The sequence below is a fragment of the Galbitalea soli genome, from assembly GCF_010686725.1.
In the GTDB taxonomy this organism is placed as follows: domain Bacteria; phylum Actinomycetota; class Actinomycetes; order Actinomycetales; family Microbacteriaceae; genus Galbitalea; species Galbitalea soli.
In genome coordinates, this window is the sequence record NZ_JAAGWZ010000003.1 from 1 (window position 1) to 26,844 (window position 26,844).

Below are 26,844 nucleotides of genomic sequence, written 5' to 3' on the forward strand. Positions count from 1 at the left end.
TCAACGCCACCACCGGCGAACTGATCCGCGAACTCACCCTCGACCCCACCAAGGACTACCAACCCCAAAACAAAGAAAACCGCTGAACCCAGGGGTTCAACGGTTTCCTATGTCCCGAGACAGGACAGCGGTGCGCGAGGGGGGACTTGAACCCCCATGCCCTCACGGGCACACGGACCTGAACCGTGCGCGTCTGCCAATTTCGCCACTCGCGCTCACCGGTCGACGACGAGTCGTCAACCCAGCGAGATTATCACAGCAAGCGCCGTCGCACGGCCACGCTCTGACCGGGAGCGGACCCGCGCTCACGCCGCGCCGCTGAGCAGGCCGTAGAGGAGGATCGCGAGAAGAGCGACGCCGAGGACGATCATCCCCGCGATCAGAAGCACCTGTTCCACCACGGGTGCAAGACTATGCGAATGAGTCTCAATCATTTGAGTCTTATCCACAGCCGTGCGTGCTCGCGGAGGCGGTCGGCCGATGCTCAGCGTGAGCACGTCGCGCGCCGACTAACATCAAAAGATACGTATTCGCAGACTTGGGGAGAGCCTTGGGCCTTCTGGACAGCTTCGAGAAAGGTCTTGAGCGCGCCGTCAACGGCGCGTTCGCCAAGACCTTCAAGAGCGGGCTGCAGCCGGTCGAGCTGACGAGCGCGCTGCGCCGCGAGCTCGACACCAAGGCCGTCGTGGTGGCGCGCGACCGCATCCTGGTACCCAACAAGTTCACCGTGCATCTCGGCCGCACCGACTACGACCACCTCAACGCGATCGGCCCGACCCTCATCGACGAGTTGGTGCGGCAGGTGCAGCGCCACGCGACCGCGCAGCACTACGCGTTCGCGGGTGGAATCTCGATCCGGCTGTCGGCCGACGACAAGCTCGGACCCGGGATCATCGACATCGAGTCGAGCAGTGTGAAGGGCGCCGTCAACTGGAACCCCGTACTCGACATCAACGGCAAACGGCACCCGATCATCCACTCGCGCACCATCATCGGGCGCGGGTCTGAAGCCGACATCACGGTCGACGACAACGGGATTTCCCGCAAGCACGTCGAGATCCTGTGGGACGGCAAGCGCGCGCAGGTCAACGACCTCGGGTCGACGAACGGCTCGAAGCTCAATGGCGCGCCGCTCACCACCGCGCCGCTCGACCCCGATTCGGTCATCGACATCGGTCGCACCCGTATTGTGTTCCGAGTGCTTCCCCAGTCAGCCGACGTCGACCAGTTCTCCGACCTCCGCATCGACGAGGGTCGGCAGAGTTAGATGAGCGCGCTGACGCTTCTCATCCTCCGCCTGGCGTTCCTGGCGGTGCTGTGGGCGTTCGTCTTCGCCGTCGTCTACGCGCTCCGCTCCGACCTCTTCGGTCAGCGTGTGCGCCGACAGACCGCGGAGCAGGCCTCTTCCCCCTTCCCCACCGCACCGGTCGCGCCGCTCGCACCAACCCCGAGGGTCGCCGCTCCCGCGCCGGCCGCCGTGACGGTGCCCTCCATTCCCCTCGCTGCCGCGCCGGCCCCGCCCACCGAGCCGATCCGCTCCACCCTCTCCCCCAGCTTCGGCGAGCGCCCCGGCCCCGCCCGGCGACTCGTGATCACCTCCGGCCCCAAAGAGGGCTTGGAGATCGAGCTGCCCAGCGAGCAACTCGCGATCGGGCGGTCGAGCGAGTCGGGGCTCGTCATCCGCGACGACTACACCTCCACCCACCACGCGCGGCTCATGCTCTGGAACGACGGCTGGGTGGTGCAAGACCTCGACTCGACCAACGGCACCTTCCTCGACGGCGTTCGCGTCACCCTTCCCACTCCGGTGCCGCTCAACACGCCCGTGACCATCGGCACGACGACGTTCGAGCTCCGGCGGTAGCACGTGGCCAACGACGACAAGAGCGCCGCCGTCTCGCATGTGGGCAAGATCCGAGCCAACAATCAGGACAGCGGCTACGCGGGCACCCACCTGTTCGTGGTGGCTGACGGGATGGGCGGCCACGCCGGGGGCGACGTCGCGTCCGCGATCGCGGTGCGCCGCATCCTCGAGATCGACCGCCACTACCCCACGCCGCACGAAGCCGTGTTCGCCCTGCAGTCGGCACTCATCGCGGCGAACGCCCTGCTCGCCGAGACGGTGTTCGAGCACAACGAGCTCACCGGCATGGGCACCACGGTCAGCGGAATCCTCCGCGTCGACAACCACATCGCGGTCGCCCACATCGGCGACTCCCGAATCTACCGGCTGCGCGGCGACGCCCTCGAGCAGATCACGACCGACCACACCTTCGTGCAGCGGCTCGTCGACAGCGGCCGCATCACGCCCGAGGAGGCGGCCGTTCATCCTCGGCGCTCGGTGCTCATGCGCGTGCTCGGTGACGTCGATGCCGCCCCCGAGATCGACACGAGCGTGCTCGAGACCGCCCCGGGCGACCGATGGCTCATCTGCTCCGACGGGCTGAGCAGCTACGTCTCCGACGAGAAGATGAAGCACGTGCTCGAGACCGTCACCGGCGCGAATGCCGCGGCCGAACGACTGGTCAAGGAGAGCCTCGACGCGGGAGCGCCCGACAACGTCACCGTGGTCGTCGTCGACATCGATGAGACGAACGACTCGGCCCACGTGCCGCCGGTCACGGTCGGGTCGGCCTCCATCCCGCTCTCCTACGACAGCGACAGCGCCAAGCGCTCCCTGCGCCTGCCCACCCTTCTCCTTCACCCGCTCAAGGCGACGCAGCCGGATCCGAGCCACTTCGAGCCCGAATCCGAGGACTACCTCGACGAGCTCATCCAGGAGGATCGCCGCCGCGCCCTCCGACGCCGCGTCACCTGGCTCGTGGGGTTGGCCCTCGTGGTCATCGCCGTGGTGGTGGGGCTGGTTCTCGGCTACCAGTGGACGCAGCGGCACTACTTCGTCGGCAACGACAACGGCACCGTCGCCATCTACCGGGGCGTGCAACAGGATCTGGGACCGATCAAGCTCTCCTCCGTCTACTCGACGACGAAGATCAAACTGAGCGACCTCCCCTCCTTCAACCAGCAGCAGGTGAAGTCCACCATCAGTGCGGACAGCCTCGCCCTCGCGCAGCAGATCGTGGATCGGTTGGCGGATGCCCGCACCAACTAGCTGGAGTCCGAACCCGCCCCCCGCGCCGTCCTACGACGCGGGCCCCCGGTCGACCTTCACGAACACGATCCGACTGAAGCTGCGTGTGCCGGCGCGACTGCGCAACCTCGAACTCGCACTCCTCGTCCCCGCCCTCGGAATCGTGGCGTTCGCGCTCGTGCTGGTGCAGCTGGCGACATCGGGCAAGACGGATGCGGGCATCCTCACCCTCGCGGGGCTCCTCGCGCTGCTCGTGCTCGCGATGCACGTCGCGATGCGGCTCGTCGCGCCGAACGCCGACCCGCTCATCCTGCCGATCATCACCGTTCTCAACGGACTGGGCATCGCTGAGATCTACCGCATCGACATCTCCGCCAAACTGAGCGGCTGGGAGAGCGCCGGCGTGCGCCAGATCGCGTGGACCGCCATGGCCATCGTGATCGCCATCGTCGTCATCGTGCTCATCCGCAACCACCGAGTGCTGCAGCGCTACCGCTACATCGCCATGTTCAGCGGAATCCTGCTCCTCATCCTCCCGATGCTCCCGCTCATCGGCACCACCATCAACGGTGCGCGGGTGTGGATCTCGGTCGGCCCCTTCTCGTTCCAGCCGGGCGAGCTCGGCAAGGTGGCCCTCGCGATCTTCTTCGCCGGCTACCTCGTGACCGCGCGCGATTCGCTCTCCATGGTCGGCCGCAAAGTGCTGTGGATGACCTTCCCCCGCGCCCGCGACCTCGGCCCGATCCTCGTCGTCTTCGCCGCGTCCATGGCCGTCCTGATCTTCCAGAAGGATCTCGGCACCTCGCTCCTCTACTTCGGACTGTTCCTCGTGATGCTGTACGTCGCGACGGGTCGGGCGAGCTGGGTGGTGCTGGGGGTCGGCATGTTCCTGGTGGGCGCCTACGTGGCGTTCACCACCCTGAGCTACGTGACGGGTCGCGTGAACTCCTGGCTCGACGCGTTCAGCAACGCCAACTACACGGCGCAGGTCAACAGCAGCTACCAGATCGTGCAGGGCATCTTCGGGCTCGCCCACGGCGGGCTGATCGGAACCGGCCTGGGCCTCGGCCAGCCGTATCGCACGCCCCTCGCCCGCAGCGACTTCATCTTCTCCTCGCTCGGCGAGGAGCTCGGCCTGGTCGGCATCTTCGCGATTCTCGCGCTCTACCTGCTGTTCGTCTCGCGCGGCTTCCGCATCGGCTTCGCGGGCGAAGACGACTTCGGGCGACTGCTCGGCGTGGGGCTCGCCTTCGTCGTGGGGCTCCAGGTCTTCATCGTCATCGGCGGAGTCACCCGGGTGATCCCACTGACCGGCCTCACGACCCCGTTCCTCGCGGCCGGCGGTTCCTCGCTCGTGGCCAACTGGATCATCGCCGCCCTGCTGTTGAGACTCTCCGACACGGTGCGCACGACCCCGAGGCTGGTGGTGGAACCGTGAGCAAACAGCTGCGCCGGGTGAGCATCGTGGTGTTGATGATGTTCGTGGCACTGTTCGTGTCGAGCTCGATCATCCAGGTGTTCTCGACCGACACGCTCAAGTCGGACTCCCGCAACGTTCGCACCCTGTACGACAGCTATTCGGCGCAGCGCGGCGAGATCCTCGACGCGAACGGCAAGGTGATCGCGCAGTCGGTACCGTCGAAAGACGTCTACAAGTTCCAGCGGGTGTACGCCGACCCCAAGCTGTACTCCGCGGTGACCGGTTACTTCACGATCAACCAGGCCAACCCCGGCATCGAGGGCTCGCTGGGCGACTACCTGAGCGGCACCGCCAACGAGCAGTTCTTCGACAATCTCAACAACATCGTCACCGGGAAGACGCCGAAGGGCGCCTCGGTGCAGCTCACCATCGATCGCGCCGTGCAGAAGGCCGCCTACGACGCCCTCGGTGACAACCGCGGAGCGGTGGTGGCGATCGACCCGAAGACGGGCGCGATCCTCGCGATGGTCTCGAAGCCCGCCTACGACCCCAACCAGCTGGCCGTGCACGACACCAGTAAGTTCTTCGCCACCTACAACGCGCTCTCGGGGCAGAAGTACTCGCCGCTCGTCAACCGGGCCATCGCGGGCGACCTCTACCACCCCGGATCCGTGTTCAAGCTCGTCGTCGCCTCGGCCGCCCTCGAGAGCGGCAAGTACACGCCCGAAAGCAGCTTCCTCAACCCTGCGCGACTGCAGCTCCCCGAGTCGACGTCGTTCATCCAGAACGCCGGGGGCGGCACCTGCGGCGCGGGGGCGAAGGCCACGATCGCGACCGCGATCAAGCTGAGCTGCAACATCCCGATGGCGCAACTGGGCGCAGCCCTCGGCAATCAGGCGATCGCCGATCAGGCCGCCAAGTTCGGCTTCGGTCAGAGCGTGCAGATCCCGATGAAGTCGACGCCGAGCATCTATCCGACCGGTCTGGATGCCCCGCAGACGATGCTCTCGGCCTTCGGGCAGAGCGACGACCGCGTCACTCCCCTGCAGATCGCGATGGACTCCGCGGCGATCGCGAACGGGGGCGTCGAGATGCAGCCCACGCTCGTGCAGAAGATCATCGCCCCCGATCTGAGCACGATCAAGTCGCTCACCCCCACCGTCTTCAGCACGCCGATCAGCGCAGATACGGCCGCCAAAGTCCGCGACATGATGATCTCGAGTGTGGCGGGTGGTGCGGCGAGCAATGCGACAATAGACGGAGTCGAAGTGGCGGGGAAGACCGGAACAGCAGAAAACGGCCCAGGGGATCCCTACACCCTGTGGTTCACCGGTTTCGCGCCTGCGAACGACCCCAAGGTTGCCGTGGCAGTCGTGGTTGAGAACGGCGGTGGACTCGGCCAGGACGCCTTCGGCAACCTGGTCGCCGCTCCCATCGGCAAGAAGGTACTTGAGGCGGTGCTAAACAAATGAGACCGACGAGCGGGCTCACTTTCGGCGGCAGATACCAGCTGTCCAGTCGCGTGGCGATCGGCGGCATGGGCGAGGTGTGGCAGGCGACCGACCTCGTCATCGGGCGCACGGTCGCGATCAAGATCCTCAAGGACGAATACCTCGGCGACCCCGGCTTCCTCGAGCGGTTCCGCGCCGAGGCCCGGCACGCCGCCCTCGTCAACCACGAGGGGATCGCCAACGTCTTCGACTACGGCGAGGAGGACGGCAGCGCGTTCCTCGTCATGGAGCTCGTGCCGGGTGAGGCGCTTTCCACGATCCTCGAGCGCGAGCGCGTGCTGTCGACCGACCGCGTGCTCGACATCGTCGCGCAGACCGCCAACGCGCTGCACGCCGCGCACTCGGCCGGCCTAGTCCACCGCGACATCAAACCGGGCAACCTCCTCATCACCCCCGACGGCCGCGTGAAGATCACCGACTTCGGCATCGCGCGCATCGCCGACCAGGTTCCGCTCACGGCGACGGGGCAGGTGATGGGAACGGTGCAGTACCTCTCGCCCGAGCAGGCGAGCGGTCATCCGGCCAGCCCGACGACCGACATCTACTCGCTCGGAATCGTCGCCTACGAGGCTCTCGCCGGCCGCCGGCCGTTCACCGGCGAGTCACAGGTCGCGATCGCGATGGCGCAGATCAACGAGACGCCACCGGAACTGCCGGTGACGGTCTCCGAGCCGGTGCGCAACCTCGTCTACTCCTCCATCGCGAAGAGTCCCGCGGATCGCCCGGCCTCCGCCGCGCATCTCGCCCGCGCCGCGCAGGCGCTGCGACGGGGGGATGTCGCGGCCGCGGCCGCCTCGGTGCCCGGCATCATCGGCCCCGGCTCGCTCGCCTCGACGGTCGGCGCCAACTACGGCCAGCCGACCACGGCGACGCGCCTCCTCACCCCGACGGCGGTGCTCGCCACCGAGCAGCCGGTGGAGGAGAAGAAGCGCAACCCGTGGACCTGGCCGCTCATCGCCCTCGTGACGCTGCTCGCGCTCGTGCTCATCGGCACGATCATCGCGCTCGTGTCGCAGGCCAACAAGCCGACGCCGGCCGCCTCGACCTCGGTGTCGCAGTCGCCGTCGATCTCGCCGACCCCGAGCGAGTCACCGACTCCGAGCCCCACCCCGACACCGGTGGACACGAACGTCTCGTTCGACCCCGCCGACATCATCGGCAAGACGAAGGACTACGTGGACGGCTACCTCACCGACCGCGGTCTCACTCTCAACGCGGTGACGGGCACGCCGGCGAGCGACTCGGGCAAGGTCGGGCTCGCGTACAAGGCCGACCACGTGAAGGGCAACGTTCCCCCGGGGTCGACCATCACGGTGACCTTCTACGGGCCGGTGGCGACCCCGCCCGCACCGGCGACGCCCACGCCCACCACGCAGGGTCCGTACGCGGGAGGGTCGACGGTGACGATCAACTGGCCCGCCTACTCCGGATGCCCGGGAGGAGTGCAGCCGACGGCCTACAACTTCACCGTCACCAACGGTCAGGCGGCCGACCAGAACCCCATCAGCGGTTCGGTGACCTCCCTCGACATCACTGTCGGGCCCGCCAGCTCGGGAACGACGCAGGTCACGTACACCGCGACCTGCGGCACGAGCCAGACCTCCAACACCTCCGACCCGCTCGTCCTCCAGATCGCGCCCTGAGCGCAGATTTTCGACGGGTACACTGGCACCCTCATTCGTGACAGAAGTACAGGAGACAGGTTCGTGACAGAGGTCGTGGGGGAAGGTGTGCGGCTCCTCGCGGGGCGCTACCAGATCGGCGAACTCATCGGCCGCGGCGGCATGGCCGACGTGCGTGTGGGAACGGATGCCCGGCTCGGGCGCCGCGTCGCGATCAAGCTCCTCAAGCCCGCCCTGGCCATGGACCCCGCGTTTCGCACTCGCTTCCGCCGTGAGGCCCAGGACGCCGCCAAGATGGCTCACCCCACGATCGTGCGCATCTTCGACGCCGGCGAGGAGACCGTCACCGACCCGAAGGGCAACGAGGCGCAGATCCCCTTCATCGTGATGGAGTACGTCGACGGGCGCCTGCTGAAGGACGTCCTGGCGGAGGACGGCCCGCTCGACCCCGCGGAGGCGACCCGCATCATCGCTCAGGTGCTCACCGCGCTCGAGTACTCGCATCGTGCGGGGGTGATCCACCGCGACATCAAGCCCGGCAACATCATGATCGCCAGCAACGGCCAGGTGAAGGTCATGGACTTCGGCATCGCCCGCGCGATCTCCGACTCCTCCGCGACGATCGCCGAGACCAGCAAGATCGTGGGCACCGCGCAGTACTTCTCGCCGGAGCAGGCGCGCGGCGAATCGGTGGATGCCCGTACCGACCTCTATTCGACGGCCGTCGTGCTGTTCGAGCTCCTCACCGGCCAGGCTCCGTTCCGCGGGGAGAACCCGGTGGCCGTCGCCTACCAGCACGTCAACCAGAACCCCGCCGCACCGAGCACGATCAATCCGAAGGTCTCCCCTGCACTCGACGCCGTCGTGCTGCGCGGACTCTCGAAGGATCGCACGACGCGCTTCCAGAACGCGACCGAATTCCGCGACGAGGTGGAGGCCGCCGCCGCGGGTATCGCCCCGCCCCGCAAGACGGTGCCCGTGACCGACTTCACGGCCACGCTCTTCGGCGTGAACCCGCAGGCGACCGCGAGCTCCGAGGCCGCGCTGCGGCAGCTGACCGTGGATGCCGAATCCCGCGGTACGCGCACCCAGACCCGTCCCCCCGTCGCCTGGATCTGGGCGGGCATCGTGCTCGTCGCCGTGGTGCTCGTCGCTGTCGTGTTCTGGACCATCAACCTGCCGAAGGGCACCGACATCGCGCAGGGCCTCTCCGTCGCGGTGCCGGATGTCGCGGGCGAGAGCTACGCCTCGGCCGCCAAGGAGCTCACCGGGCTCAAGCTCATCCCGCAGCGCCAAGACCAGGCGAGCGACACGGTCGACGTGGGCACCGTGATCGGAACCGTCCCCGGCGCGGGCACCAAGGTCGGCGCAACCCAGATCATCGAGGTCATCGTCTCGCTCGGCCCCACGACGATTCCCGTGCCCGATCTCGCCGGTTTCAACACGACGAAGGCGAAGTCGACGCTCACCGCTCTCGGGCTCACGCTCGGTTCGACGACGAAGGCCAACTCGCCGACCGTCAAGGCGGGAATCATCATCAAATCGAATCCGGCCGTCGGCTCGAACGCGGTGAAGGGCGATGCGATCGACATCATCGTCTCGACGGGCAAGGTCACGGTGCCCTCCGTCGTCGGCGACGCCGCGGGAGTGGCGGGGAGCACGCTCGCCGCACTTCACCTGAACGTGCAGGTGGTCACCACGACCACCTGCAGCGGCGGCAAGGTCACCGATCAGTCACTGAGCCCCGGCACCCACACACAGGGATCCGACATCACGCTGACGGTCTGCGCGGGCTGACCGTTCCGCTCCACCGGCTGACCGCTCCACTCAGCGCAGGGGCTGACTGCGCCGGGCCCACTGCTCCGCTCAGCTCGCGTTGATGAGCGGGGTGAGGCCGACGGCCGCGTCGCGCGCGCTGGGCAGCCCGGCGACCGCGAGCCAGTTGCCGATCATCCGGTACCCGCCCTGGGTCAGGACGGACTCCGGGTGGAACTGCACGCCGAAGATGGGCAGCGAGACGTGGCGCACTCCCATGATGACGCCGCCCGCGGTGCGCGAGGTGACGACGAGGTCGTCGGGCACGGTCGAGTCGACTACGGCGAGCGAGTGATAGCGGGTCGCGAGAAACGGCTGCGGAACCCCGTCGTAGAAGTCGCTGTCGTCGTGCGTGATGAGCGAGGTCTTGCCGTGCATGAGCTCCTCGGCGTGAGTGACGGTGGCACCCATGGCCTCGGCAATGGCCTGATGCCCGAGGCAGACCCCGAAGGTGGGCTGACCCGAGTCGAGCACCGCCTTCACGATCGGAATGGACACGCCCGCGTCGGCCGGCGTGCCGGGGCCGGGCGAGAGAAGCACGGCGTCGTACTCGGCGATGCGATCGGCCGCCTCGGCGGGAGCGAAGTCGTCGTTGCGCACGACGGTCGTGGTCGCGCCGAGCTGCAACAGGTATCCATTGAGGGTGTAGACGAAGCTGTCGTAGTTGTCGACAACGAGTACGTGGGTCACTTCTTCACCGTCACATCGGGGCTGGGCGTCGGGGCCGGCGTTCGCGGCCGGGCTTGTGGTGCCGCGCGAGCACCAGCATGAGTACCCAGAATACGCAGACGGTGACGATGACGGCGACTCGGGGCGCCCGCACCCACCTCATCGTGGCGGTCGCCCGTGGTGCTCGAGCATGAATCTGCGCGGATGCGCGGGCCCAGCGATCGGGCTCTGGCCGTCTCGGAGGGTCGACAGGCTACAATTTCGGCATGGCTCGTACAACCAACACCAAGCCCGCCCGCAGCGTCGAGGCGCGGAGCGGTGAGCAGGCACCCAATCCGGTGTGGTTCAAGCCGGTCATGTTCGGGTTCATGCTCATCGGTCTGATCTGGATCATCGTCTTCTACGTGAGCGGTAGCTCCGCGCCGATTCCGAGCCTCGGCACCTGGAACATCCTCGTCGGTTTCGGCATCATGTTCGTCGGCTTCCTCATGACGACGCGCTGGCGCTAGCCGTCCCGCGCCTGTCGCCCGCCCTCGACACTCACGCCTTCGCGCCTGCCGCGCTCCCACCGGATCCCTGCATTCGCAGGGCCTGTCGACCCCCGATCGGGGGAACTACACGCGTGTAATTATCCCCACTGTGGAGACGCCTGTGGATAACTCTGGCGACGGGAGAACGGTTCAGGCGTAGACGTGCGCGTACAGCGCGACGATCATCCCGATGGCGACGACGGCGATCGCGGCCACCTCGAGCGGGCGGCGTCGGCGCGCGCGCAGTTCGAGCATGACGAACGCGACGAGACCGCCCGTGAGGAGTCCGCCCACGTGGGCCTGCCAGGCGATGCCGGGGATGACGAATCCAATCACGAGGTTGATCACGATCACCGAGATCAACGACCCGCTGCCGAGCCCGCGTCGACGCTGGATCACGAAGAGCGCACCCAGGAGTCCGAAGATCGCACCGGACGCCCCGAGCGCGGCGTTCTGCGAGAAGAAGTCGACGGCCACCCACCCGCCGGCCCCGCTCAGGAGAAAGAGAACAAGAAAGCGGCTGCGGCCGAGGAGGGTTTCGACGATCGGCCCGAGAACGAACAGCGAGTACATGTTGAGGGCGATGTGCAGAATGCTGCCGTGACCGAAGTCGGCGGTGAGCAGAGTCCACGGCCGGGCGACGATGTCTCCGGCGACGTAGGTCACCTGGTTGCTGACGACCGCGCCGAACACGAACTGCAGCACGTAGGTGACGATGGCCGTGGCCATCAGCACGAAGGTGACCACGGGCAGCCCGCTGCGACGGAACAGCGCGCGGGGCGCGGTCACGAGTGGCGTGCGAGTCCGGGGGCCGCCGAGTCGGGCCTCGCGCACGCACTCGGGGCAGTGCACGCCGACCGCCGCGAGCGTCTGGCACTGCGGGCAGATCGTGCGGCCGCAGCGCTGGCATCGCACGAAGCTCTCCCGGTCGGGATGCCGGTAGCAGCGGTTGAGCTGGTCGGTGGGCTGCGCCACACCCGTCTCATCACTCACGCGACGAGCGCCTTGACGAGGGCGAGCACGACCAGCACCGCCGAGATCCCCGTGAGCATCAGTCGACGCTGTCGGGCCTTCGCCGCCGATCCCTCGAAGTAGTAGGTGAGCGCCGTCACGGCGCCGACGACCAGTCCGCCGAGCGCGCCCTGCCATGACACGGCTCCCGGCAGGAGGATGACGAGCACCAGGTTGATGCCGATGATCGCGTAGATGAAGATCATGTTGCCGCCCAGGCGCCGCGCGAACACGACGAACGCACCCATCAACCCGAAGATCGCCCCCGAGGCACTCGCGACGATTCCGCCGAAGAGCGCGACGAACACGGTCGCCCCCAATCCGCCCAGCACGTACAGCAGCAGGTAGCGAGAGCGGCCGAACTGCTGCTCCAGCTGCCGACCGAAGACCCAGACCGAGAATCCGTTGAACAGCAGTGAGAGGATGCCCGGGCTCAACAGCATCGCGGTCAGAAAGGCCCAGGGCCGCACAAGCGTCGAGCCCGAGGTGAAAGCGAACGCGTTCAGGATCGCCCCGCCCGCGAACAGGTCCGCGAAGAACACCACGACGAGCACGGCCATGATCGCGTAGCTCGCGATCGGGGATCCCTCGGGGAGGTTCAGCGCGGGGCGTCGGATCCGCCGGCGCTGCTTCGAACGGATCGGCGTGACGGGCGCCATTCGCACCTGGTGCGCGTCATCCGGGCACAGCACCTTCCCGTCGACGTGGGTCTGGCACTCGAGGCAGATGGTGCGGGCACAGCGATCGCAGAGCACGAAGCTCGGTCGATCGGGATGCCGGTAGCAGTAGTCGTCCGCCCGGAGTGCCGAGTCGCCCACCTAGACCTCGACGACGCTGATGCTCTCGATCACGACCGGCGTGAGGGGCTTGTCGCGCGAATCGGTGTCGACGGCCTCGATGGCGTCGACGACTTTCTTCGACGCCTCGTCCGCGACGAGGCCGAAGATGGTGTGCTTGCCCTGCAGCCAGGGCGTCGCGACGGTGGTGATGAAGAACTGGGAGCCGTTGGTTCCCTTGCCGCCGCGCGTTCCCGCGTTGGCCATGGCGAGCACATAGGGCTCGTTAAAGGTGAGCTCGGGGTGGATCTCGTCGTCGAACTGGTATCCCGGGCCGCCGAAACCCTCGCCCAGCGGGTCGCCGCCCTGCAGCATGAACTGCTTGATGATGCGGTGGAAGATCACGCCGTCGTACAGCGGCTTCGTCGAGACCTCGTTGGTCGCCGGGTGCGTCCACTCGATCTCGCCCTTGGCGAGTCCGACGAAGTTCTTGACCGTCTTGGGGGCGTGGTTGCCGAGCAGGTTGACGACGATGTCGCCCAGGTTCGTGTGGATGGTTGCAACAGCGGTGTGAGCAGACATGACGACAATTCTTGCATAGCGTGCCCACCCGAACCCGAGTGTGTGCCCAGCAGGTGCACAGGTCAACCGGTTTGCCCACAAAGTAATGAGTGGGAGGATGGAGGCGATCGCTCGACCAAGCTATGGAGGGTTTCGATGGGACTGACACGAAAGCGCCGCAAGGAGCTGGGCAAGCTCAAGGGGCAGGCGGGAGATCTCTGGGATGACCAGAAAGAGGTTCTCGACCAGGCCAGCCGCATTCTGCGCGAGGCCAGCCGCCAGGCGTCCAACTACACGAGAGAAGAAGTGGCACCCCGCGTGCGCGAGGCCTACGAGCACCAGGTCCGCCCCGTCGTCGCCACCGGCGTGAACGCAGCCCACCACGTCGCCGGCGCCGCCCGGGAGAAGTTCTCGGAGGATGTGCTCCCCGCCGTCTCCTCCGCCGTCGGCTCGGCGCTCGCCATGATCGACGTCGCGAAGGACCCGAATGTGCGCGCGGCGCTCAAGCGCGTCTCGGCCGTCGGCAGCGGTGCCGCGAGCAAGGCGGGTCTCGTGAAGGCCAAGCCGACCCCCGGGCCCGGTCGCTACATCCTCATCGGAATCGGCATCGTCGCCGTCGTGGGCGTCGCCTACGCCGCGTGGCAGACGCTTCGCGCCGACGACGACCTGTGGATCGACGATGACGACATCTCCGAGGCGGGAACGGCGTCGCAGCCCTCCTGACCTCACCCGCGGGAGCGACCCGCGACGCTGTGCCCCGATGGCGCCCACCACACGGTGGGCGCCATCGGCGTCTTCGGGCGCCGCGGGCCGGTCATCCACCGCAGCGCGTCGTGCCAGCTATAGGCTGCCCTCACACCCGGCCACGGAAAGGGATGCGATGCGAGCGAGCCGACGCGGCGCGGCGACGGTTCTGGCCGCGACACTCGTGGCGGTCATCCTGAGTGGCTGTACGGTCGCCGACGTGTTCCGCCCCAACGACCCCGGCGCCGACGCCTTCATCGGCCAGTGCTGGTTCGGTCCGCCCGACGAGATCACCCAGTGGGGCACCTGGACGGGCGACACCGCCATCGGTTGCGGCGAGAGCCACAACCTCTACACCTTCGCGGTGGATGACCTGCCGAAAGGCATCGCGAAAGACTGGCGCCGCGCGGGCAGCAGCTCGACGCCCAGCGACGTCGTCTCGACCGCCGCTCAGAAGCTGTGCGCGGCCAGCTTCGACCGCCTCCTCCCGACGCACTCGTGGAAGCAGGAGCTCCTCACCTGGTACTTCTTCCTGCCCTCCGCGAGCGCGTGGGAGCAGGGCAAACGGTGGGTGCGCTGCGATCTCGGCGTCTATCGCCTGGGCACGACGCTGTCGACGCGCACGCTCCGGGCGTTGCCCGATCCCATCAGGCCGATGCTCGACTCGGTGAAGACCCATCCGAAGGCGTTCGAGCTGTGCCTGTCGGGCGCGCGGAATCCGAGCCCGCTTCTCGATACGAGCGCCACGCTGGCCGACTGCCGGCGTTCGCCGCAGTGGGTCCTCGCCGCGCGCGGCGCGCTGCGCGCGTCCGCCACCGACCCGTACCCCGGAGACGCGACGGTCGCTCGGGAGGTGGCGGCGCTGTGTCGGGCCGCGACGCCCGGCGTCGGCCTGGAACGCGCCGGTTATGGACCGACGGAGATGACCTGGCCCCTGGGTCGTCGTGAGGTTCAGTGCTGGGTGTCGCAGCCGTAGGGCTCAACCGAGTTGTCACTCACCGAACGTCCGATACATCTGCCGGTGGAGCCTAGGGGAATCGAACCCCTGACCTCCTGCTTGCAAAGCAGGCGCTCTACCAATTGAGCTAAGGCCCCGCACCTCGGAATCGAACGTGTCACCGTTCCAATGCGTGGGGGTACGTGGACTTGAACCACGGACCTCTTCGTTATCAGCGAAGCGCTCTAACCGCCTGAGCTATACCCCCGTGAGGCAGATACGAGAGTATCGCACCCGCCCGATTTTCCGTAATCGCGCCGATCCGGCCGACGCGCGTCAACGGAACGGTGCGATCACTGGTTGGTGAAGCCCACCAGGAGTCCGCCCGTCAGCTTCACGCTGAAGTTGTACAGAAGGCTCGCAATGGCCCCGAGAGCGGTGCCGATCACCGTGTTGAGCAGGGCGACCACGATCGCGAACAGGGCGACCTGCGGCAGGGAGACCGACTGCGATACCGAGTAGGTGTTGTCGGAGAGGATCTGCTGCATGATGCTGTCGATCGACGAGAACACGCTGGTCGAGGCGAGCACGACCCAGATGAAGATGGTCGCCACCACGAGGATGATCCCCAGCGAGATCGACACCAGGAAGCTGAACTTCAGGGCCGACCAGAAGTCCACATAGACCAGCTTGAGGCGAACCTGCTTCGTGGCAGCGGGCTTCTGGGATTTGCGCTGGAGCTTCTCCGCAACGCTACTCATCTACCGACTCGTCCTTTCCAGGTTCTGCCTCGGTGTTCGCGGATTCGGCCGCGTCGAGGTCCTGACTTTCTAGATTACGTTCCGTGTTCCTGGCGACCGCGATGATTCTGTCGTCTTCAGCGAACCGGGCGAATACCACGCCCATGGTGTCACGACCCTTGGCCGGCACCTCGGCCACGGAGGAGCGTACCACCTTGCCGCTGGCAAGAACCACGAGCACCTCATCCTCCTCGCCGACGATGAGAGCGCCCGCAAGATCTCCGCGCGCTTCCTGAAGCTTTGCCACCTTGATTCCCAGCCCGCCCCGGTTCTGCACGCGGTACTGGTCGGCAGAGGTGCGTTTTGCGTACCCGCCCTCGGTGACCACGAAGACGAATCCGCTGTCTGACACTACGCTCGCGTCGAGCAGGCTGTCGTCATCCCTGAAGTGCATTCCGATCACTCCAGAGGTTGACCGTCCCATCGGACGCAGGGCCGCGTCGGACGCGGTGAAGCGGATCGACATGCCCTTGCGTGAGACCAGGAGGACGTCGTCCTCCTCCTCGACAAGCATGGCCGAGACGAGCTCATCACCCTCGCGCAGGTTGATGGCGATGATGCCGCCGCTGCGGTTGGTGTCGTAGTCGGTGAGCGCCGTCTTCTTGATCAGACCGTCGCGAGTGGCGAGCACGAGGTATTTCGCCGCGGCGTAGTCGCGGATATCGAGAACCTGCGCGACCTCTTCACCCGGCTGGAGCGCGAGCAGGTTGGCGAGGTGCTGGCCCTTGGCGTCGCGCCCGGCCTCCTGGATCTCGTAGGTCTTGGCGCGCAGAACGCGACCGGTGTTGGTGAAGAACAGCAGCCAGTGGTGGGTGGTGGTGACGAAGAAGTGCTCCACCACGTCATCCGCCCGCAACTGCGCACCCTTCACGCCCTTGCCGCCGCGGTGCTGGCTGCGGTAGTTGTCGCTTCGCGTGCGCTTCACGTATCCGCCGCGGGTGATGGTGACGACCATCTCCTCCTCGGGAATCAGGTCTTCGACACTCATGTCGCCGTCGAAGCCGAACATGATCTCGGTGCGCCGGTCGTCGCCGAAGCGGTCCACGATCTCGGTGAGCTCGCTCTTCACGATGGCCCGCTGCTCGGCCGGGGTGACGAGAATGCGCTGGTATTCGGCGATCAGGCGCTCGAGTTCGTCGTGCTCGTCGATGATGCGCTGGCGCTCAAGGGCGGCGAGGCGACGAAGCTGGAGTTCGAGGATGGCCCGCGCCTGCAGCTCGTCGACGCTCAGCAACTCCATCAGCCCGTCGCGTGCATCCTCGACGGTGGGCGAACGGCGAATGAGCGCGATGACCTCGTCGAGCGCATCAAGCGCCTTGAGGTAGCCGCGGAGGATGTGGGCGCGCTCCTCCGCCTTGCGCAGACGGAAGCGGGTGCGTCGCACGATGACATCGACCTGGTGATCGATCCATGCCGTGATGAAACCATCGAGCGGGAGGGTCCGCGGTACGCCGTCGACGATCGCGAGCATGTTCGCGCCGAAGTTGTCCTGCAGTGGGGTGTGCTTGTAGAGGTTGTTGAGCACGACCTTCGCGACCGCGTCGCGCTTGAGCACGATCACGAGGCGCTGACCCGTGCGACCCGAGGTCTCGTCGCGGATGTCGGCGATACCGCCGATCTTGCCTTCCTTCACGAGGTCGGCGATCTTGAGCGCCAGGTTGTCGGGGTTGACCTGGTACGGCAGCTGGGTGACGACGAGGCAGGTGCGACCCTGCAGTTCTTCGACATTGATGACCGCGCGCATCGTGATCGACCCGCGACCCGTGCGGTAGGCGTCTTGAATGCCCTTGACCCCGAGGATCTGCGCACCGGTGGGGAAGTCCGGCCCCTTGATGCGCTGCAGGAGGGCCGCGAGAAGTTCGTCCCGCGTCGCGTCCGGGTTGTCGAGGGCCCAGAGGGCGCCGTCCGCGACCTCGCGCAGGTTGTGCGGCGGAATGTTCGTGGCCATCCCGACTGCGATTCCCACCGAGCCGTTGACGAGCAGGTTGGGGAACCGGGCCGGCAGCACGGTCGGCTCCTGAGTCTTGCCGTCGTAGTTGTCCTGGAAGTCGACGGTCTCCTCGTCGATGTCGCGCACCATCTCCATGGCGAGCGGCGACATCTTGGTCTCGGTATACCGCATGGCGGCGGCGCCGTCATTACCGGCCGAACCGAAGTTGCCCTGACCGAGGGCGAGGGGGTACCGCAGACTCCACGGCTGCACGAGACGCACGAGCGCGTCGTAGATAGAGGAGTCGCCGTGCGGATGGAACTGCCCCATCACGTCGCCGACGATGCGCGTGCACTTGTTGAAGCCCTTGTCGGGGCGGTAGCCGCCGTCGTACATGCCGTAGATGACGCGGCGGTGCACGGGCTTGAGGCCATCGCGCACCTCGGGCAGGGCGCGCCCGACGATGACGCTCATCGCGTAGTCGAGGTACGAGCGCTGCATCTCGAGCTGCAGGTCGACCTGCTCGATCTTGTCGTGCCGGTCGTCGATCACCGCCTTCTCGAAGGTGGGTTCCGGTGTCGCGCCCTCATCGGGGGTGGTGGTGTCAGCCATGTGTGCGTCTTTCGGAATCAGATGTCGAGGAAGCGGACGTCGCGCGCGTTCTTCTGGATGAACGTGCGCCGAACATCCACGTCTTCGCCCATGAGCGTCGAGAAGATCTCGTCGGCCGCCGCCGCGTCATCGAGGGTGACCTGCATGAGTGTTCGAGTGGCCGGATCCATCGTGGTCTCCCAGAGCTCGGTGTAGTCCATCTCACCGAGACCCTTGTATCGCTGGATTCCGTTGTCTTTCGGGATGCGCTTTCCGGCGGCGAGCCCGTCGTTCAGCAGCGCATCGCGCTCACGATCGCTGTACACGAACTGGTGCTCGGCGTTCGTCCACTTGATCCGGTAGAGCGGCGGCTGGGCCAGGTACACGTACCCGTGGTCGATGAGTGGCCGCATGTAGCGGAAGAGCAGGGTGAGGATCAGCGTGGTGATGTGCTGGCCATCCACGTCGGCATCCGCCATCAGCACGATCTTGTGGTACCGCGCCTTCTCCGGGTTGAAGTCCTCACCGACCCCGGCGCCGAACGCCGTGATCATCGCCTGCACCTCGTTGTTGGCGAGCGCACGATCGAGGCGCGCCTTCTCGACGTTGAGGATCTTGCCGCGGAGGGGCAGGATCGCCTGGAACTCGGGATTGCGGCCCTGCACGGCGGAACCGCCGGCCGAGTCGCCCTCGACCAGGAAGATCTCGGAGAGCGCCGGGTCTTTGCTGGAGCAGTCGCGGAGCTTGCCGGGCATGCCGCCGGACTCGAGCAGCCCCTTGCGTCGGGTGCTCTCCCGTGCCTTGCGTGCGGCGATCCGCGCCTGCGACGCCTGAATCGCCTTGCGGATGATGTTGCGCGCGTCGACCGGGTGGGAGTCGAACCAGTCGCCGAGTTGCTGCCCCGCCACTCGCTGCACGAACGCCTTCGCTTCGGTGTTGCCGAGCTTGGTCTTGGTCTGGCCCTCGAACTGCGGCTCGGCGAGCTTCACCGAGATGACCGCGGTGAGACCCTCGCGCACGTCATCGCCCGACAGGTTCTCGTCCTTGTCTTTGATGATCTGCTTCTCGCGCGCATAGCGGTTGACGAGCGTCGTGAGCGCAGCACGGAATCCCTCTTCGTGCGTTCCGCCCTCGTGCGTGTTGATGGTGTTCGCGTAGGTGTGAACGCTCTCCGTGTAGGCATTCGTCCACTGCATCGCGACCTCGAGCGAGATCTTGCGCTCGGTGTCCTCCGACTCGAAGGAGATGACCTCCGGGTGGATCACGTCGATCTTCTTGCTCGCGTTCAGGTGCTCGACGTAGTCGACGAGTCCGCGCTCGTACATGTAGCTCTCGACCACGTCCTCCTCGCCGCGCTCGTCGGTGACGGTGATGCGCAGACCCTTGTTGAGGAAGGCCATCTGCTGGAAGCGCGCCCTCAGGGTCTCGTAGTCGAACTCGACGGTCTCGAAGGTCTCGGCGCTCGGCCAGAAGGTGATGGTCGTGCCGGTCTCGTCGGAGGACTCGCCCTGCTCCAGAGGAGCAGTGGGCACCCCGTTCACAAAACTCTGGCGCCAGACATAGTCCTGGCGCCGCACCTCGACGTCGAGCTCGCGGGAGAGCGCGTTGACGACCGAGATTCCCACCCCGTGCAGGCCACCGGAGACCGAGTACCCGCCGCCGCCGAACTTGCCGCCGGCGTGGAGGATCGTGAGCACGACCTCGACGGTGGACTTCTGCTCCTGCTGGTTCATGTCGACCGGAATGCCGCGACCGTTGTCGACGACCCGCACCGATCCGTCCTTGCGGATGAACACCTTGATGTCGTCGCAGTAGCCGGCGAGCGCTTCATCCACCGAGTTATCCACAACCTCATACACAAGGTGGTGGAGACCGCGCGGACCAGTCGACCCGATGTACATGCCGGGACGCTTACGAACCGCCTCCAGCCCCTCGAGGATCTGGATCTGGTCGGCCCCGTAGCTGTCGTCCGGCGCCTTGCGCTCATGGACGAATGCGGTCGTCTCGTCGGCGGGTAACGGAATCTCGGTGCGATCGTCTGCGGGCAGGTCGTTGGATGATTCCGTTGTCATATGTTCTTTGGCTCCCGCCGATGTGGTGACTCGCGCCATCCGGGAGAGAGTGTTCAATAGAACGGTCCCGACGGCCCCTTAATTCTACCAAATCGGATGCCCGCCCGCGGCCATAGACGCCATTCTGCGGACTTTTCCTAGCCGGTTGGACTGTTTTGCATTCCTAGCCGTAGGTATCGCGCGGGCCACGTCCTGGAATCGATCGTGGGCCTCTTTTCCACGAGGGGGCACCCGGTCCCTCAAATTTCACCGACTCGATGCCCGCCTCCGGGTACCGCTGAGCGATACTCGTCGTGATCTGACCGCGCATGAGGCGAAGCTGAGTCGCCCAGGCGGTGGAGTCGCAGCGGATGACCAGCACCCCGTCCTCGATGGCGGTCGGCACCGCGTGCTCTGCCGTCTCCGCTCCGGCGATCTCCGCCCACGCGGCCACGAGGTCGGCCTTCGCGAGGGAGGAGCTCCACCCCAGCCGGGAGGTGAGGTTGCCCAGCACCTGATCGATGCCGAGCGGATCGCGACCATCCCCGAAGGGAACGCTCGCACCCTCCTTCGCCCGTTTGGCGCGCTTGCGGGCATCCGCCGATCGAACTCCCGGCTGGCCGAAGACCGCGCGCAGCCGCAGATACACCCCGATGTGCTCCGGCACCGCCTCGTCGGGTCGTCCCTCCGTCATTCCTCACCCTCCTCGAGGATGCGCCCGGCGCGGATCCGCACCACGTGCCCCGCCAGCGCCGGCGGAACGTCGTCGAATACTGCCGCGGTGATGATGACCTGCTCGTAGTCGGCGACCGCCGCCGCGAGCCGTCCGCGACGGGAGTCGTCGAGCTCGGCGAACACGTCGTCCAGGATGAGCACCGGATCTCCCGTCGTCGACTCCCGCCGAAGCACCGCGGCCGAGGCGAGCTTGAGCGACAGGGCGAATGACCAGGATTCGCCGTGGCTCGCGTAGCCGCGTGCGGGCAGACCATTGAGGGTGAGAACGAGATCGTCGCGGTGCGGACCGACGAGGGTGATCCCACGCAGCAGCTCATCGCGCCGGCGACGCTCGAGGGCCGATCGGAAGTGGCGTTCCGCGACCTCGGCCGACACGATTCCGCCCGTGTAGCTCTCGGAAGTGGCGTCGACGTCATCATCGTTATCCACAGATGTGGATAACACGCTCAGACTGTTGGTAAGTGCCGCTGAATGCATCTGTCCGGCGATCGCCGTGTAGGCCGCGTCGACCTCGGGGAGGAGCTCCGCGACGAGCGCGGTGCGCGCCTCGATGATCTGGGATCCGATGACGACGAGGCGGTCATCCCAGATCTCGAGGGTCGACAGGCCCGAGCTGCGAACACCGGATACCCGCGCCGACTTGAGAAGGGAGTTGCGCTGTTTGAGCACGCGCTCGTAATCGGCGATGACGCCGCTCAGCCGCGGGGAACGAAGCACGAGCAACTCATCCAGGAACTTGCGCCGACCCGACGGTTCGCCGCGCACGAGAGCGAGGTCCTCGGGGGCGAACAGCACACTCGAGAAGTACCGAGGAAGCTCCCGCGTCTTGATCGCACCCCGATTGATCTGGGCACGATTGGCGGATGACCGATTGATCTGCACCTCGGCAAGGATCGAGCGCTCACCGTGCTCCAGCCTCGCACGCACGATCGCGGCGCCCTGACCCGCGCGGATCATCGCGTGATCGACCGAGACCCGGTGCGACCCCAGCGTGCTGAGATAGCCCAGGGCCTCCACCAGATTGGTTTTCCCCTGGCCATTGCTGCCCACGAGAAGGTTGGCCCCCGGGGAGAGGTCGAGCTCGGCAGACTCGTAATTACGAAAGTCGGCGAGGCTGAGGTGAGTTACGCGCACATCAGATCTTGCGAACCGCGTGCCCGCCGAACTGCTTGCGAAGGGCGGCCACCGCCTTCATCGACGGTGAATCCTCCTGCCGCGAGACGAATCGGGCGAAGATCGAAGCGCTGATCGTCGGAACGGGGACCGCGTTGTTGAGGGCCTCCTCGACAGTCCATCGACCCTCGCCGGAGTCCTCGACGTATCCCTCGATGTCTTCGAACTTGGGATCCTCTTCGAGCGCCTTCACGAGAAGCTCGAGAAGCCAGGAACGGACGACCGTTCCGCGCTCCCAGGCCTTGAAGGTTCCCGTGACGTTCTTGATGAGATCACCACGCGCACTCATGAGCTCGTAGCCCTCGGCCCACGCCTGCATGATCGCGTACTCGATGCCGTTGTGCACCATCTTGGCGTAGTGGCCCGCGCCGACCTCGCCAGCGTGCACCCAGCCTTCTTCGCGCGGCCCCTCGGGGCGGAGGGCGTCGAACACCGGCATCGCGCGCTCGACGTCGGCCGTGTCGCCGCCGCACATGAGACCGTATCCGTTCTCGAGACCCCAGACGCCTCCGGAGACACCGCAGTCCATGAACCGGATGTCCTTCTCAGCGAGTTGCGCCGCGTGCTTGAAATCCTCACTGAACCGCGAGTTTCCCCCGTCGATCACAAGATCGCCGGGCTCCAGCACCGTCGAGAGCTGGGTGATCACGTCATCCGTGATCTTCCCCGACGGAACCATGACCCAGACGAGTCGCGGGGTGGGGAGCGCCTCGGCGAGAGCGGCGAGCGTCGGGACATCGGTCACGGCCGGGTTCGGGTCGTAGCCGGTCACGTCGATCCCGCCCTTACGGAGCCGGTCGCGCATGTTGTTGCCCATCTTGCCGAGACCGATGAGACCAATGTGCATGAGATTCCCTTGTGACTAGCGCAGCAGCAGATTGGGCTGCAGCAGATACTTGTAGTTGTCGGCGCCCGCCTGGTCTTTCGACGACTGGCTGGTGATGAGCACCGGACCCGGCTTGTTGGGGTTGTCGGTCTTCGTGAACGAAATCCTGACGAATTCCGAGTGGACGGCACCGAGCCCGTCGAGCAGGAACTGCGGCTTGAGAGAGACCACCGTGTCTCCGCCGGTAAGGAAGGCGTCGATCGTCTCGGAGGCCTGGGCCTGCTCCGATCCGATCGCCTCGAGAGTGAGTCCATCGATCGAGAAGGTGAATCGGAGCGCCGCTTCGCGCTCGAGGACGAGCGATACGCGCCGCGTGGCCTCGATCAGCTCCGCCGTGTTCATGACTGCGTAGTTATCCACAGACTCGGGGAAAAGTCGCTTCACCGGGGGAAAGTTGCCCTTGATGAGGAGTGACGTCACCGTGCGCTTGTCGGCGTGGAACGCGATCAACTCGCGGTCATCCGTGCTCGTGATGGAGACCCCGATGGTTCCGCTGTGACCGAAGGTCTTGCCGATCTCGGTGAGGGTGCGCGCGGGGACGAGCGCGGTCACCGTGTCTGTCACGGAATCGCCGGCATCCCACTCGATCTCTCGGATGGCGACGCGATAGCGGTCCGTCGCCACAAGCGACAGGCTCGATTTGGTGACTTCGAGCTGAACGCCGGTGATGACGGGAGTGACATCGTCACGGGACGCGGCGACGGCGACCTGAGCGACGGCGCTGGCGAACGCCTCCGCCGGGAGGGATCCGGAGTTGCCGGTCACCTGAGGCAATGTGGGGTATTCCTCCACCGGCATGCTCAGCAGGGTGAAGTGCGCCGTACCGCAGGCCACCGTGATGCGGGAGTCCTCGGTGCTGAATCGCACCGGGGCGTTGGGAAGCCGGCTCGCGATATCGGCCAGGAGACGGCCGGAGACGAGAATGCGTCCCGGCTCCTCGATGTCGGCGGCGATCTCCGTCTGCGCGGAGACCTCGTAGTCGAACGACGACAGGGCGAGGCCGCCCGCGGTGGTTTCCAGCAGCACACCACTGAGGATGGGCAGGGTCGTCCGCTGCGGAAGCAGCTTGACAGCGAAGGACACTGCCTCGCTGAAGACGTCTCTGTTGACCTGGAATTTCACGGGTTCACCCCTTCGCGCCGCTGTCTGTCGTACGGCGGATTAATACTGGCACAGGCTCACAGAACCGCAGTCCCAAGGTTGTCAGAGGTGAATTCTTTAAAGATCAAAGAGATAAGACTCATAACCGTTGTGGAAACTGTGAGTAACTCGTCCGATCGCAGAATACGACTGGAAACTACAACTGTGTCACTTGTGAGCGGCATGGGGACGTTAATGTGCACGGATTCGATCCACGGTGGCCCGGCCCGTGCTGTTTCCACATGACTGGATTAATCATCAACAGCCGACCTCGGCGAGTCCCGCAAGTTGTCCACAGGTTATGCACACTGTGTGAAAGACCCCGTTTGGGGGGCATTTCGGTCAGATCTTGCCGTATCGGTGGTTCTGCTTGATCCTGCTGGTGAGCTCGGTCACCTGGTTGTAGATCGACCGTCGCTCCTTCATGAGCTCCGTGATCTTCTTGTTCGCGTACATCACGGTCGTGTGGTCGCGGTTGCCGAAGAGCTGCCCGATCTTGGGCAGAGACAGGTTCGTCATCTCCCGGCAGAGGTACATCGCGATCTGGCGAGCCGTCGCGACCGCCTGTGAACGGGAAGACCCGTACAGGTCATCCACGGTCAGTTTGAAGTAGTCGGCCGTGTGGTTGATGATCTCGACCGGCGCGATGACGTTGTCTTCGTCGAGGGTGATGAGATCCTTCAAAACCGTCTGCACGAGCGCCATGTCGACGGGCGTGCGATTGAGATTCGCAAAGGCGGTGACGCGGATGAGCGTTCCCTCGAGCTCGCGGATGTTGGAGGAGACCTTCGACGCCATGTATTCGAGGATGTCGTTGCCGACCTGCAGCTTCTCGTTCTGCGCCTTCTTACGGAGGATCGCGATGCGCGTCTCGAGGTCGGGCGCCTGCACGTCGGTGATGAGGCCCCACTCGAAGCGGCTGCGCATGCGGTCTTCGAAGCCGGTGAGGTGCTTCGGCGGGAGGTCGCTCGTGATGACCACCTGCTTGTTGTGGTCGTGCAAGGTGTTGAAGGTGTGGAAGAACGCTTCCTGCGTGCTGTCTTTGCCTTGGAGGAACTGGATGTCGTCGATGAGCAGGATGTCGATCTCGCGATAGCGCGACTGGAACACCGATGCTCGGTTGTTGGCGATCGAGTTGATGAAGTCGTTGGTGAATTCCTCGGAACTCACGTACCGCACGCGGATCCCCGGGTAGAGGCTCTGGGCGTAGTGGCCGATTGCGTGCAGGAGGTGGGTCTTACCCAGACCGGATTCCCCGTAGATGAAGAGCGGGTTGTACGCCTTGGCCGGCGCTTCGGCGACCGCGACTGCCGCCGCATGCGCGAACCGGTTGGAGGCGCCGATCACGAAGTTGTCGAAGCTGTACTTGGGGTTGAGCCTGCTGTCGGAGCGGCGATTCGCGGAGGGCTGGTCGAGGGTCGCCGAGACGATCGTGGTCTCGATGTACGGCTGCTCCTCGGTGCCGCCCTGACTCTCGAGCGCGTCGGGCTGGATCTCGGGATTGACCACGATCGCGAAAGTCGAGACCGCCGCGGAATCCTCGAGGGTCGCGATCGCGTTCAGGAGGGGCAGCCGGATGCGCTGCTCGAGCATGCCGCGCGTGAGCTCGTTCGGCACCTCGAGGTAGAGGGTGCCGGCCATGACGCCTTTGGGCTCGACGAGATTGAGGAAACCGTGCAGCTGGGGGGTGATCCGATCATCCATCGTCAATTGCGAGAGGACGGTCGACCAGATGTCCCTCGTTGAGTCCGGTGCCTCAGCCATTGGTCCAATCTCTCTGCATGCAGTTACTCACAGGTTTATGCACCACTGTTACTGACTGCTGAATGTCGGGGAAGCCTGTCCTGTACTCGCAGAACGACTGCCATTCACCTTAGTTGTCCACAGGGTGTCGTTACCAACTAGAAAATCTCTGGTGTGGATAATGGCCTCTTTGGGCATTTAGTTTGACCAGAGTCGCTGAACGCCGTATTTTTAACCAGTTGACTTCTGGCCATCTGGCCACCTACTTCTTTCCGGCCTTCGAAGCTGGGCTTTGGAGATACCACTATGAGCAAGCGAACCTTCCAGCCGAACAACCGCCGTCGCGCCAAGGTGCACGGCTTCCGTCTTCGCATGCGCACCCGCGCCGGCCGCGCCATCCTGGCTGCCCGTCGTCGCAAGGGCCGCACCGAACTCTCCGCGTAGTCGTTCACCCTTGCTCGCCAAGGTGAACCGGATCGCTCGGGCCGAGGACTTCAGGTCAACGGTTCGCCGCGGTCGGCGCGCCGGTCTGGAGCATGCCGTGGTGTACGTCGCTGAACGAGGCGACTCGTCGCCCACCCGTTTCGGTTTCATCGTGTCGAAGGCTGTGGGCAATTCCGTGGTTCGCCACCGGATGGCCCGTCGACTGCGGGCGGTCGGCCACGAGCTCCTCCCGTCCTACCCCACCGGGCGGGATGTCATCGTGCGGGCCTTGCCAGGTTCCCCCGAGGTTTCCTGGTCTATCCTCCATGGTGAGATTTCAGACGGTCTTGAGCGGAGCACGGGCAAGCGATGAAGCGCATCGGCACGTTCCTTCTCCTCCTCCCCCGCAACATCTGCGTCGTGATTCTCCGCATCTATCGCGCGGTGATTTCTCCCCTGTATGGCGACGTCTGCCGCTACTACCCCTCCTGCTCCCACTACACCTTGCACGCCATCCAACAGCACGGTGTGATTCGTGGAGTATTCCTCGGCACCTTGCGGATCGCCCGCTGCCATCCCTGGGCGGCCGGCGGCGTGGATGATGTGCCCCAGCCCGCGCGTGCGCGCTACACCACCACGCGATTCGGATTTGTCATTGCAAACGGCCACGGAAAGGGCTGACCCG

At 65.8% G+C, this 26,844-nt stretch carries 25 protein-coding genes and 3 tRNA genes; 13 read left to right on the forward strand and 15 right to left on the reverse strand.

The window, feature by feature from the left end; genetic code table 11:
* Positions 1-131: 131 nt before the first annotated feature.
* Positions 132-215, reverse strand: a tRNA-Leu gene (locus G3T37_RS10250).
* Between the two features lie 335 nt (positions 216-550).
* On the opposite strand from G3T37_RS10250, the gene G3T37_RS10255 reads away from it, so the two are divergent.
* From G3T37_RS10255 to pknB, 7 genes are all read left to right on the forward strand, one after another.
* Positions 551-1,267, forward strand: a complete 717-nt coding sequence (locus G3T37_RS10255) for an FhaA domain-containing protein (RefSeq protein WP_163473776.1) — start codon at positions 551-553, stop codon at positions 1,265-1,267.
* Entirely contained in the window at positions 1,268-1,864 is a 597-nt protein-coding gene (locus G3T37_RS10260; RefSeq protein WP_163473779.1) for an FHA domain-containing protein FhaB/FipA, read from the forward strand.
* Positions 1,865-1,867: 3 nt separating this feature from the next.
* The gene (locus tag G3T37_RS10265; protein WP_163473781.1) at positions 1,868-3,112 is read left to right on the forward strand and encodes a protein phosphatase 2C domain-containing protein; all 1,245 of its coding nucleotides are present in this window, start codon (positions 1,868-1,870) and stop codon (positions 3,110-3,112) included.
* Positions 3,096-4,529, forward strand: a complete 1,434-nt coding sequence (locus G3T37_RS10270; protein ID WP_163473783.1) for an FtsW/RodA/SpoVE family cell cycle protein — start codon at positions 3,096-3,098, stop codon at positions 4,527-4,529. Before G3T37_RS10265 ends, G3T37_RS10270 begins: the two co-directional genes overlap by 17 nt.
* On the forward strand, positions 4,526-5,983 hold the full coding sequence (locus tag G3T37_RS10275) for a penicillin-binding transpeptidase domain-containing protein (protein ID WP_163473785.1): 1,458 nt from the start codon (positions 4,526-4,528) through the stop codon (positions 5,981-5,983). Before G3T37_RS10270 ends, G3T37_RS10275 begins: the two co-directional genes overlap by 4 nt.
* Positions 5,980-7,665, forward strand: a complete 1,686-nt coding sequence (locus G3T37_RS10280) for a serine/threonine-protein kinase (RefSeq protein ID WP_163473786.1) — start codon at positions 5,980-5,982, stop codon at positions 7,663-7,665. Before G3T37_RS10275 ends, G3T37_RS10280 begins: the two co-directional genes overlap by 4 nt.
* A gap of 63 nt (positions 7,666-7,728) precedes the next feature.
* Complete coding sequence (gene pknB / locus G3T37_RS10285) at positions 7,729-9,441, forward strand: Stk1 family PASTA domain-containing Ser/Thr kinase (protein WP_163473788.1); 1,713 nt, start codon at positions 7,729-7,731, stop codon at positions 9,439-9,441.
* Positions 9,442-9,510: 69 nt separating this feature from the next.
* On the opposite strand, the gene G3T37_RS10290 is transcribed toward pknB, so the two are convergent.
* Complete coding sequence (locus G3T37_RS10290; protein ID WP_163473790.1) at positions 9,511-10,149, reverse strand: glutamine amidotransferase-related protein; 639 nt, start codon at positions 10,147-10,149, stop codon at positions 9,511-9,513.
* Positions 10,150-10,394: 245 nt separating this feature from the next.
* On the opposite strand from G3T37_RS10290, the gene G3T37_RS10295 reads away from it, so the two are divergent.
* Positions 10,395-10,637: a cell division protein CrgA gene (locus tag G3T37_RS10295; RefSeq protein WP_163473792.1), complete on the forward strand. Its 243-nt coding sequence runs from the start codon at positions 10,395-10,397 to the stop codon at positions 10,635-10,637.
* 171 nt (positions 10,638-10,808) lie between these two features.
* On the opposite strand, the gene G3T37_RS14945 is transcribed toward G3T37_RS10295, so the two are convergent.
* The 3 genes from G3T37_RS14945 to G3T37_RS10310 are packed head-to-tail and all read right to left on the reverse strand — an operon-like array spanning position 10,809 to position 13,027.
* Positions 10,809-11,651: a rhomboid family intramembrane serine protease gene (locus G3T37_RS14945; RefSeq protein WP_338401239.1), complete on the reverse strand. Its 843-nt coding sequence runs from the start codon at positions 11,649-11,651 to the stop codon at positions 10,809-10,811.
* Positions 11,648-12,487 carry a rhomboid family intramembrane serine protease gene (locus G3T37_RS14950; RefSeq protein ID WP_163473796.1) on the reverse strand — a complete coding sequence of 280 codons (840 nt, stop codon included), beginning with the start codon at positions 12,485-12,487 and terminating at the stop codon, positions 11,648-11,650. The genes G3T37_RS14945 and G3T37_RS14950 overlap by 4 nt, the downstream gene beginning before the upstream one ends.
* Positions 12,488-13,027: a peptidylprolyl isomerase gene (locus G3T37_RS10310; RefSeq protein ID WP_163473798.1), complete on the reverse strand. Its 540-nt coding sequence runs from the start codon at positions 13,025-13,027 to the stop codon at positions 12,488-12,490.
* 135 nt (positions 13,028-13,162) lie between these two features.
* On the opposite strand from G3T37_RS10310, the gene G3T37_RS10315 reads away from it, so the two are divergent.
* Positions 13,163-13,729, forward strand: coding sequence for a hypothetical protein (locus G3T37_RS10315; protein WP_163473800.1), 567 nt, complete (start codon positions 13,163-13,165; stop codon positions 13,727-13,729).
* Between the two features lie 157 nt (positions 13,730-13,886).
* Positions 13,887-14,726 carry a septum formation family protein gene (locus G3T37_RS10320; protein ID WP_163473802.1) on the forward strand — a complete coding sequence of 280 codons (840 nt, stop codon included), beginning with the start codon at positions 13,887-13,889 and terminating at the stop codon, positions 14,724-14,726.
* A 46-nt stretch (positions 14,727-14,772) separates the two neighbouring features.
* Here G3T37_RS10320 and G3T37_RS10325 read toward each other — a convergent pair.
* From G3T37_RS10325 to dnaA, 10 genes are all read right to left on the reverse strand, one after another.
* Positions 14,773-14,845: transfer RNA gene (locus tag G3T37_RS10325), tRNA-Ala, on the reverse strand.
* A gap of 36 nt (positions 14,846-14,881) precedes the next feature.
* Positions 14,882-14,955: transfer RNA gene (locus G3T37_RS10330), tRNA-Ile, on the reverse strand.
* A gap of 85 nt (positions 14,956-15,040) precedes the next feature.
* Positions 15,041-15,448, reverse strand: a complete 408-nt coding sequence (locus G3T37_RS10335; RefSeq protein WP_163473804.1) for a DUF3566 domain-containing protein — start codon at positions 15,446-15,448, stop codon at positions 15,041-15,043.
* Positions 15,441-18,029 (reverse strand): DNA gyrase subunit A, encoded by a 2,589-nt coding sequence (gene gyrA / locus G3T37_RS10340; RefSeq protein ID WP_163473806.1) that lies wholly within the window; start codon positions 18,027-18,029, stop codon positions 15,441-15,443. The genes G3T37_RS10335 and gyrA overlap by 8 nt, the downstream gene beginning before the upstream one ends.
* A gap of 17 nt (positions 18,030-18,046) precedes the next feature.
* Positions 18,047-20,080, reverse strand: a complete 2,034-nt coding sequence (gene gyrB, locus G3T37_RS10345) for a DNA topoisomerase (ATP-hydrolyzing) subunit B (RefSeq protein ID WP_163473808.1) — start codon at positions 20,078-20,080, stop codon at positions 18,047-18,049.
* Between the two features lie 163 nt (positions 20,081-20,243).
* Positions 20,244-20,753, reverse strand: a complete 510-nt coding sequence (locus G3T37_RS10350; RefSeq protein ID WP_163473810.1) for a DciA family protein — start codon at positions 20,751-20,753, stop codon at positions 20,244-20,246.
* Positions 20,750-21,928, reverse strand: coding sequence for a DNA replication/repair protein RecF (gene recF / locus G3T37_RS10355; RefSeq protein ID WP_163473812.1), 1,179 nt, complete (start codon positions 21,926-21,928; stop codon positions 20,750-20,752). Before recF ends, G3T37_RS10350 begins: the two co-directional genes overlap by 4 nt.
* Position 21,929: 1 nt before the next feature.
* Positions 21,930-22,814, reverse strand: a complete 885-nt coding sequence (gnd, locus tag G3T37_RS10360; protein WP_163473814.1) for a phosphogluconate dehydrogenase (NAD(+)-dependent, decarboxylating) — start codon at positions 22,812-22,814, stop codon at positions 21,930-21,932.
* Between the two features lie 15 nt (positions 22,815-22,829).
* Positions 22,830-23,975 carry a DNA polymerase III subunit beta gene (dnaN, locus tag G3T37_RS10365; RefSeq protein WP_163473816.1) on the reverse strand — a complete coding sequence of 382 codons (1,146 nt, stop codon included), beginning with the start codon at positions 23,973-23,975 and terminating at the stop codon, positions 22,830-22,832.
* A gap of 360 nt (positions 23,976-24,335) precedes the next feature.
* Positions 24,336-25,757, reverse strand: a complete 1,422-nt coding sequence (gene dnaA / locus G3T37_RS10370; RefSeq protein WP_163473818.1) for a chromosomal replication initiator protein DnaA — start codon at positions 25,755-25,757, stop codon at positions 24,336-24,338.
* A gap of 285 nt (positions 25,758-26,042) precedes the next feature.
* On the opposite strand from dnaA, the gene rpmH reads away from it, so the two are divergent.
* The 3 genes from rpmH to yidD are packed head-to-tail and all read left to right on the forward strand — an operon-like array spanning position 26,043 to position 26,840.
* Positions 26,043-26,180 carry a 50S ribosomal protein L34 gene (rpmH, locus tag G3T37_RS10375; RefSeq protein WP_022881903.1) on the forward strand — a complete coding sequence of 46 codons (138 nt, stop codon included), beginning with the start codon at positions 26,043-26,045 and terminating at the stop codon, positions 26,178-26,180.
* 22 nt (positions 26,181-26,202) lie between these two features.
* Positions 26,203-26,532 carry a ribonuclease P protein component gene (rnpA, locus tag G3T37_RS15395; protein WP_422110985.1) on the forward strand — a complete coding sequence of 110 codons (330 nt, stop codon included), beginning with the start codon at positions 26,203-26,205 and terminating at the stop codon, positions 26,530-26,532.
* Positions 26,529-26,840, forward strand: a complete 312-nt coding sequence (gene yidD / locus G3T37_RS10385; protein WP_163473822.1) for a membrane protein insertion efficiency factor YidD — start codon at positions 26,529-26,531, stop codon at positions 26,838-26,840. The genes rnpA and yidD overlap by 4 nt, the downstream gene beginning before the upstream one ends.
* Positions 26,841-26,844 lie beyond the last annotated feature (4 nt).

Bases quoted from the DNA above. Each gene is read 5' to 3' on its own strand.
- G3T37_RS10260 (WP_163473779.1), top strand. From the start codon at position 1,268: ATGAGCGCGCTGACGCTTCTCATCCTCCGCCTGGCGTTCCTGGCGGTG.
- G3T37_RS10270 (WP_163473783.1), top strand. From the start codon at position 3,096: ATGCCCGCACCAACTAGCTGGAGTCCGAACCCGCCCCCCGCGCCGTCC.
- G3T37_RS10280 (WP_163473786.1), top strand. From the start codon at position 5,980: ATGAGACCGACGAGCGGGCTCACTTTCGGCGGCAGATACCAGCTGTCC.
- G3T37_RS10295 (WP_163473792.1), top strand. From the start codon at position 10,395: ATGGCTCGTACAACCAACACCAAGCCCGCCCGCAGCGTCGAGGCGCGG.
- G3T37_RS10310 (WP_163473798.1), bottom strand. From the start codon at position 13,027: ATGTCTGCTCACACCGCTGTTGCAACCATCCACACGAACCTGGGCGAC.
- G3T37_RS10315 (WP_163473800.1), top strand. From the start codon at position 13,163: ATGGGACTGACACGAAAGCGCCGCAAGGAGCTGGGCAAGCTCAAGGGG.
- G3T37_RS10320 (WP_163473802.1), top strand. From the start codon at position 13,887: ATGCGAGCGAGCCGACGCGGCGCGGCGACGGTTCTGGCCGCGACACTC.
- G3T37_RS10335 (WP_163473804.1), bottom strand. From the start codon at position 15,448: ATGAGTAGCGTTGCGGAGAAGCTCCAGCGCAAATCCCAGAAGCCCGCT.
- gyrA (WP_163473806.1), bottom strand. From the start codon at position 18,029: ATGGCTGACACCACCACCCCCGATGAGGGCGCGACACCGGAACCCACC.
- gyrB (WP_163473808.1), bottom strand. From the start codon at position 20,080: ATGACAACGGAATCATCCAACGACCTGCCCGCAGACGATCGCACCGAG.
- G3T37_RS10350 (WP_163473810.1), bottom strand. From the start codon at position 20,753: ATGACGGAGGGACGACCCGACGAGGCGGTGCCGGAGCACATCGGGGTG.
- gnd (WP_163473814.1), bottom strand. From the start codon at position 22,814: ATGCACATTGGTCTCATCGGTCTCGGCAAGATGGGCAACAACATGCGC.
- dnaA (WP_163473818.1), bottom strand. From the start codon at position 25,757: ATGGCTGAGGCACCGGACTCAACGAGGGACATCTGGTCGACCGTCCTC.
- rpmH (WP_022881903.1), top strand. From the start codon at position 26,043: ATGAGCAAGCGAACCTTCCAGCCGAACAACCGCCGTCGCGCCAAGGTG.
- yidD (WP_163473822.1), top strand. From the start codon at position 26,529: ATGAAGCGCATCGGCACGTTCCTTCTCCTCCTCCCCCGCAACATCTGC.